Below are 6771 nucleotides of genomic sequence, written 5' to 3' on the forward strand. Positions count from 1 at the left end.
CGTTATACAATTATTTTGATTGTTGAACGCCGATGACGCTAATTTGGCTGATTATCGCTGTATTTTTTTAATTTTTAGTTTTCTGACCAGCGAATATCAGCATGATCAGCGTCATTAGCGTTCTATTTTGGACACGAGTGTATCTATTGCCGAATTCAGTAAATTATAGGGCGGGATAAGAGAGCAGGGTGTTGAAATGCGGCTTAACTTATCAAGTGCCTTTTCAAGATTAAAGGCATTCTGATCATACATAACGCAGTACCCCATCGACTGGAGCCTTTGACACAGGTACCGCTGTTCTGTCTGTCCGGGCGTCGGGACCAATACCGCCTTTTTGTTGAGCGACACAAGTTCCATAATAGTTGTGTAACCGCCACGGCAGATGATTGCTTTTGCCGATAAAAGAAGTTGAATTATTTCCTCCGTAGAAGCATGGGGTTTCAGTATAACTCCAGGATTTAATCCTTTCCGGCCACAGGTATGAGAGGGATCTCCGGCAAGTATTACGACCCTGCCGTGGTAGTTTTTCAGTTGGGCAAGCACAACTTTTTCAAATTGGGACCGTGAGGGTTCGGGGCCGGAAATCATGACCAGCAAATCGAGGTTTTCCACACGGTCCTGCACGATGGTATGCCGGTTAAATCGGGACAGCAGACCGATAAATCTGCTGTTTAGCGGAAGTGGATACTTGCGGGTCAGATCACCGGTCAGATTTTCTTTCTGGGGAACATCAGGGATCCAGAGTTCATCGTACTTTTTGGTCACCTGTCGATGCCCCCACCAGAAAAGGGGCTCAAGAAAAGAGAAGCCCTTTGGCATGAGGACGGTCAGTTGATGAGAAATGTAGACACAGCGGGCATTTTTTGAATGGCAACCGAACCGATTGTCGGAAATGACAACATGAATATCGTGTTTATGAATGATATGGTTAAGTTGCCGGTTTTCGCGTGCAGCGCAAAGAAATACCTTCAGAAGTAACCAGGGAAATTTCAGATAGAGCAACCAGGGGTGCGATGCATAGGAAACGGCATAATTGACTATCGGTACAATTTCGATTCCGGGGAACTCGGACGACAATACCCGGGCAGGCTTCCCCTGCGCGGCCAGGACAACATCATGCCCCCTTCTTTTAAGTTCCCGGATTATTGGAACACACCGGGTTGCATGACCGAGGCCCCAGTCTAAAGGCGCAATGAGAACTCTTTTAACGTTTTGTTCCATGAAATGTGGTTACTATAGACAATTTTCGATTCGATCAAAACAGACCATGCGCAACTGTATGTTGAATCACGACTACAGACGCTCTATATTTGCTCAATTCCGGCAAAAGTGAAAGCAATAGCGGATAGTTATCGTTGTTCTCGTAATGCGTAATATAGCACAAAAGCATCATGATGTCAATATGACTGTATTCTATGATGCGCTACAAGAGCTTCTTATGGTTATTTATTATACATCAATAAGTTAGACAAAGAAAGAATATTTAATCGCATGCCTTGAATAGACTGAAGAGAGGAATATATAAACTCATTCCTTGAACACCAACCGCAAAATCTTCGGCTCGCCGTCCCATTGGGTAACTGCAAACTGCGGATGCATTTGAGCTGTCGAAACAGCCTGACTATCGACGGTAAGATTCAAGGCATAAACCGTATAGGGAATTGTACCGCTGATAAGCGTTTTAATACTTCCTTCCTTTACCATTTCACCGGTCGACACGAATTCGGCCCTGGAAAAATCGACATCGCCCTCTTTATTTACGGCGCGGTTAAACTGGTTCTGATGCTGTTTGAGCAATTGAGGTTTAAGCGTTCCTCCCAGATAACTGTCCCGGGCTTTTTCGGGACCTACATTGTTCTTTTTCATATCAAAATCAGCCGAAGTTATGCAACAACCGGAATAGTCCAGCCAGTTATCGGCTTTGATTGCGGCAATTGCTCTGGTGAAAAGCTTATCGAGTTTTTCCGGAGTCATGGTGTCGGTGGGATTGTCCGAAGAGCACTGGAGAGAAACAATTACTGCAAGCATCGAAAGAAAAGCTCCTGATCGTTTCATAGTGGTTTCCTTGAAAGAAGGTGGATAATCGGGCTTTGGCCCCCGTATGTAATTATATAAATTAAAGCACGTGAAGAAACAATCACTTTTGTTGCCCTCACCACAAATAATCAGTCGAATAAAGACAATTGTTGTGCGCCGGCTTTTGATTTCCGGGGCGCTTGTACGGGCCCTTTCACAGTCATCCCGCCAAACTCATGCGAGTGTTTTCGCTCATGCGCGATCACTTTTTTGACGTCTGCACCGGGGGCGAAATTATTCTCGATAAAGTACGAAAGTTTTGACAGTTTTTTCAATCCCCGTGCCCGATCACTTTGACCGATCTTTGCTTTATTGACTGCGTTTTTGAGTACGCCGATACTTTCATCATAGGTTTTCAACGGCACGGGAAAGGGTGCGCCGTCCTTACCGCCGTGGGCGAACGAAAATCGCGCGGGGTCATCAAAGCGGTGCGGAGCGCCGTGAATTATTTCACTTACAAGGGCAAGGGACTGGATCGTTCGGGGACCAACCCCTTTGAGAAGAAGCGCATCGGTAAAAGATTCAAACTGTTTTTCGTACGCCGACGCCAGAACCGCACCCAGTCGTTTGGAATCCACATGCCGCGGCGTTACCTGATGGGGCCGCGCCATTGCCAGGTGACGGAATTCCTTTTTCTGTTTATCCGGGTGGAGCCTTAAAAATTCGACAATGCCGTTGCGGTTATCTGCTGCCCTGCTGTCACTGAGGTTGGTAATTGCGCCGATATTTTTTCCCATAACGGCAGTATGAGGATTGTCAATAAAAGTCCGTACGGTCGGTGAATGCCAGTGGTACCGACGGGCCCAGCCGGTCTTTTGGTTCATTCCCTGCTGCACCACCGCCCACTCCCCCTCTTTGGTGACGATAAAAGAGTGAAGATATAACCCAAAGCCATCCTGCACGCAGGTATTATCGACTTTGGCACTCAGCTTTGAGGCATGCACCAGCTCTGTTCCATTGAGCCCCCGGTGATCCGACAAATCCATAAGCTCCTGCGGCGTTTTCAGCGAATGCTTGCCCCGTCCACCGCAAACAAAAATCCCCAGTTCATGCGCAACCGGATTGAGCCCCCGCTTGAGCGCGCCCATCACCGACGTCGTTATCCCCGATGAATGCCAGTCCATCCCGAGCACGCACCCCAGCGCCTGAAACCAGAACGGATCGCTCAGTCGGGATAAAAATGCCGATGGTCCGTAGTCATAGACAATAGCGGAAACGATCTCCCGCCCCAGTTCGGTCATTCGCGCAGAAAGCCATGTCGGAACTGTTCCGCCGTGTAAAGGAAGATCTGCTGTACCTGATCGTTTCATAGCTCCAGAAAAATAATAGAACGCCGACTCCGCTGATTGTGCTGATTATCGCCTATTAATAATTTTTGATTTTGATTGTATCGATTGCCACTTCGTGACCTCGTGAATTCGTGCGCTCGTTTTCCCTCGTCGTGTCGTCGTGTCGTCGTGTCGTTTTCCCCACTCACTCTCTCCACAACGGCAATCCGGTCGTCTCATCAAGGCCCCGCACCAACTCCGCACCTTTAAGCTCCCGCACAAAGAGTTCACAGGCAAAAATGATGGTGCCGGGCGCAAGGTGACCGCCGTATGCAGTGCCGCTTTCATCAGCAAGCGTGATATGCGCATGGACAATCGGAGAGCCGTCTTTCAGCGATACATTACCGATCAAAGCCGTTATTTCGAGCGGCTTGTCGATCTCAAAAAACTGGTACTCCCGTGAGGACTGGTTGTATTATCCCAACCGGGCTTTCTTCACCGCGCCTAATGCTTCAATGCGACCAAGCGTGATATTTTTCTCTCCGCAGAAATTGGTGATCTCTTCAATGAGATCGGCATTGTGCGACGGTTTCTTGATATGCGCAAACCGGTTTTCATCACCGAACCGCACAAGCTGGGTCCTGTTGTTCCATATTCCCCAGAATCCATTGTCGTTGCTGAGGACCGGGTAATCGACTCCCAAGCTGTCAACAATGCGGACCAGGTGCTGATTGATTGAATTGCAGATAAACGCTGCCTTGTTGGGCAGCGGCCGTCAGCAGCGAACATCGGCTTCATCGAGCTGTGTCCAATTGTATGATGGGTCTTCGGTCAGTAAACCGGCGCCTTTGAGCAATTCGAGCAGATAATGGGGCCGCACGTAAAAGGAGCCCCAGGGAATCGAACCGATATACGACATGTACTGTTTATAATCGGGATCGAGGAGCCGTGACGCCGGATCGAAACCGGCGCTTCGCCAGAAACGAGTGAGCTCACCTGCCTTCCGGGCGCAATCGATATGTATAGTAACAGGAGATGAAAAGGATTGGACCGGAAGTAAAGCGAGAAAACAGAAGACGGCAATTTTTAAGCGCATGTTTTTATGCCCAGATGGCTTTTCTATGATATTAATATTGATAATTAATCGTAAAAATGCAATTTTTATCGTAAGCTGCAATTATCAGTTTTAAAAAAATATTTGCTGCAAACAGCATCATCATCAGTAAGTTTTTGATAAACCAGAGTCCTTGCTTGTCAGGCATAATAGTTTTCCAATACAAATAGAGTGCGGATTTATTGGCATTGCATTGCCAATTATGGTAGCGGATATATGGAATACATTACTAAATTTTGATAGCAAAATTGGTATTGCATTACATGCAACACCCATAACTTATTGATATAACGAAAGTTATAAAAAATCATAAAAGTCTGAGCCGTAATTGCTCATCACGCATAAAATTGAAAAATGCGATACTGCTTATGCACTATCGCATTTCAGGGGACTCACATTCAAAGGCCGCCTGTTATCCTGACCGCGGCCTGTTTATGCGGACAAGTTAAAAAATCAATTTCCGGCTAACTACCTGTGCACCGTCGACCTCAACACGCACCAGGTAAAGGCCCTGCGACAACCGTTTTCCGCCCAAGTCCATTGTGTAACTTCCGGCCTGAGGCGCCGAATGAACCGATGTGCTGATATGCGCACCGGAGGCATCATATATGGCAGCCTTCACGTGCGATGCCTTATCGACATGATACGACACAGCGCAACGGCCGGCATCCCGGTTGGGTTTCAGATACACCTGAGGCGATGTCGATGATTTCAGCATTTGTGATGGTTTCGAAGAAGTCGCGGTTACATTGCACAATTTATACGGGTCGATAACATAATATTTCAACTCGCTGCCTTCCCTGCCGGTAAAGCAAAGATGGACCGTATTGCCGTTAAGAGCCATGAAAATATTGACAAGTGGAACTTTTTCTCGATTGAAGACCTCCTAGCAGCTCATAAAACCATGATGCTCGGTCTGGTCGATCAGCCGGGTCGGTCCCGCTCCGGCAGTGCCGGTATCCATCGTGGCGATGAAGTCATTTTTATTGCACCCCCCCCAAACTTATACATGAACTCTTCACCCGGCTCTCACACTCAAGTGAACACCCACTGATCACAAACGCAGTCTTTCACTATGAATTCGAATTTATTCACCCGTTCGAAGACGGCAACGGCAGGATAGGACGGCTCCGGCAGACAGGGATTCTTTGCAAATGGGAAACTGTTTTCAAGTATATCCCTGTTGAAAGCCTGATCAGCGAGAACCGGAAAGAGCACTACAACGCAATTAATAGCTGCAATAATTCCGGAAATTCCACTGAGTTTATCCGGTTCACCATGAGAATCATCCATTACTCCTTGCTTGCCGCACTCTCATTGACCGAACAAGCAACCGAACAAGTAAAATCCTTGCTGACGGTCATGGGCAAGAAACGATATTCTGCAAAGGAACTCATGGAAATGCTCAACCTGTCTCATCGACCGAGCTTTCTCTATTCATATTTAAAGCCTGCCTTAAGCTGCGGCCTCATAGCCATGAGCAATCCGGAGTCCCCCCGCAGTCCCCGGCAAATGTATAGCCTTACCTTAAAGGGCAATAACCTGAAAAAGCGGCTGCACAAGTCGAATTTGCCGTAACAGAACAGCTCAGACGTATATCAGCGTGCGAAGATATTCCGCCGTCCTGATGAACAAAAGGTGACAGCGGGCAATGGGTTGCGGGATATCGAGCCGGCCGGGTATTGAGTACCAGTCAAGATTTTTTTTCCCGGCATCAGACCTGCACCGAAAAATTAAAATGCCTTTCCAGTCAAACCGGCTATATCAACCTGCAGTTGTAGAGCCTGAATTTGCCGTCATCAGTGTATATCGGGATATTTTTATTCAGACTTTGCGCAATAAGCATCCGGTCAAAAGGGTCCTTGTGATGGAATGGAAGGTTTTTGAGCAATAGCGCGTCTTCGGCCGCAAAATCGAGCAGTTCGAAACCCGATTCACGCGCTATCTCCACCGGATTGTAATCTACTTTCAATTTCCCAATCGATGATTTAATCATCAATTCCGCGATGGAGACTGAACTTACGTATACAATGTTCGACAATGTTTCTATTTCAAACTGTTTATCCTTTGGAATTTTTTCCGGCTCTCCCAGGCACCAGAGAAAGATATGGGTATCAAGTATTATTTTCATTGCCCTGTCCGTAGAACATCGAATTGATTTCTTCAGTTTCTTCATTGAAATCAGGCGGAATTTCAATTTTCCCGCGCATACAACCCATTTTGCGCTTTCCCGATGGTTTGTGAGCAACCAGATCGGCAATGGGAAGATTATTTTTTGCTATGATAACTTCTTCACCGTGATATGCCATATCC

7 protein-coding genes and 1 pseudogene are annotated in these 6771 nt (G+C 47.0%); 1 reads left to right on the forward strand and 7 read right to left on the reverse strand.

Annotated elements, in window-relative coordinates; genetic code table 11:
* Positions 1-114: 114 nt before the first annotated feature.
* From GF401_13470 to GF401_13495, 6 genes and pseudogenes are all read right to left on the reverse strand, one after another.
* Complete coding sequence (locus GF401_13470; protein MBD3346064.1) at positions 115-1221, reverse strand: hypothetical protein; 1107 nt, start codon at positions 1219-1221, stop codon at positions 115-117.
* A 306-nt stretch (positions 1222-1527) separates the two neighbouring features.
* The gene (locus GF401_13475) at positions 1528-2055 is read right to left on the reverse strand and encodes a hypothetical protein (GenBank protein ID MBD3346065.1); all 528 of its coding nucleotides are present in this window, start codon (positions 2053-2055) and stop codon (positions 1528-1530) included.
* 110 nt (positions 2056-2165) lie between these two features.
* Positions 2166-3386: a DUF763 domain-containing protein gene (locus GF401_13480; protein MBD3346066.1), complete on the reverse strand. Its 1221-nt coding sequence runs from the start codon at positions 3384-3386 to the stop codon at positions 2166-2168.
* A gap of 163 nt (positions 3387-3549) precedes the next feature.
* Positions 3550-3975 (reverse strand): annotated as a pseudogene (locus GF401_13485) (DUF296 domain-containing protein).
* Between the two features lie 144 nt (positions 3976-4119).
* The gene (locus GF401_13490) at positions 4120-4440 is read right to left on the reverse strand and encodes a hypothetical protein (GenBank protein ID MBD3346067.1); all 321 of its coding nucleotides are present in this window, start codon (positions 4438-4440) and stop codon (positions 4120-4122) included.
* 463 nt (positions 4441-4903) lie between these two features.
* Complete coding sequence (locus GF401_13495; GenBank protein ID MBD3346068.1) at positions 4904-5302, reverse strand: T9SS type A sorting domain-containing protein; 399 nt, start codon at positions 5300-5302, stop codon at positions 4904-4906.
* A gap of 161 nt (positions 5303-5463) precedes the next feature.
* Between GF401_13495 and GF401_13500 the strand changes: the two genes are divergently transcribed.
* Positions 5464-6036 (forward strand): Fic family protein, encoded by a 573-nt coding sequence (locus tag GF401_13500; protein ID MBD3346069.1) that lies wholly within the window; start codon positions 5464-5466, stop codon positions 6034-6036.
* A gap of 181 nt (positions 6037-6217) precedes the next feature.
* Here GF401_13500 and GF401_13505 read toward each other — a convergent pair whose 3' ends face one another.
* Positions 6218-6634, reverse strand: coding sequence for a PIN domain-containing protein (locus tag GF401_13505; protein MBD3346070.1), 417 nt, complete (start codon positions 6632-6634; stop codon positions 6218-6220).
* Positions 6635-6771: the final 137 nt, after the last annotated feature.

The organism is Chitinivibrionales bacterium (assembly GCA_014728215.1).
Lineage (GTDB): Bacteria > Fibrobacterota > Chitinivibrionia > Chitinivibrionales > WJKA01 > WJKA01.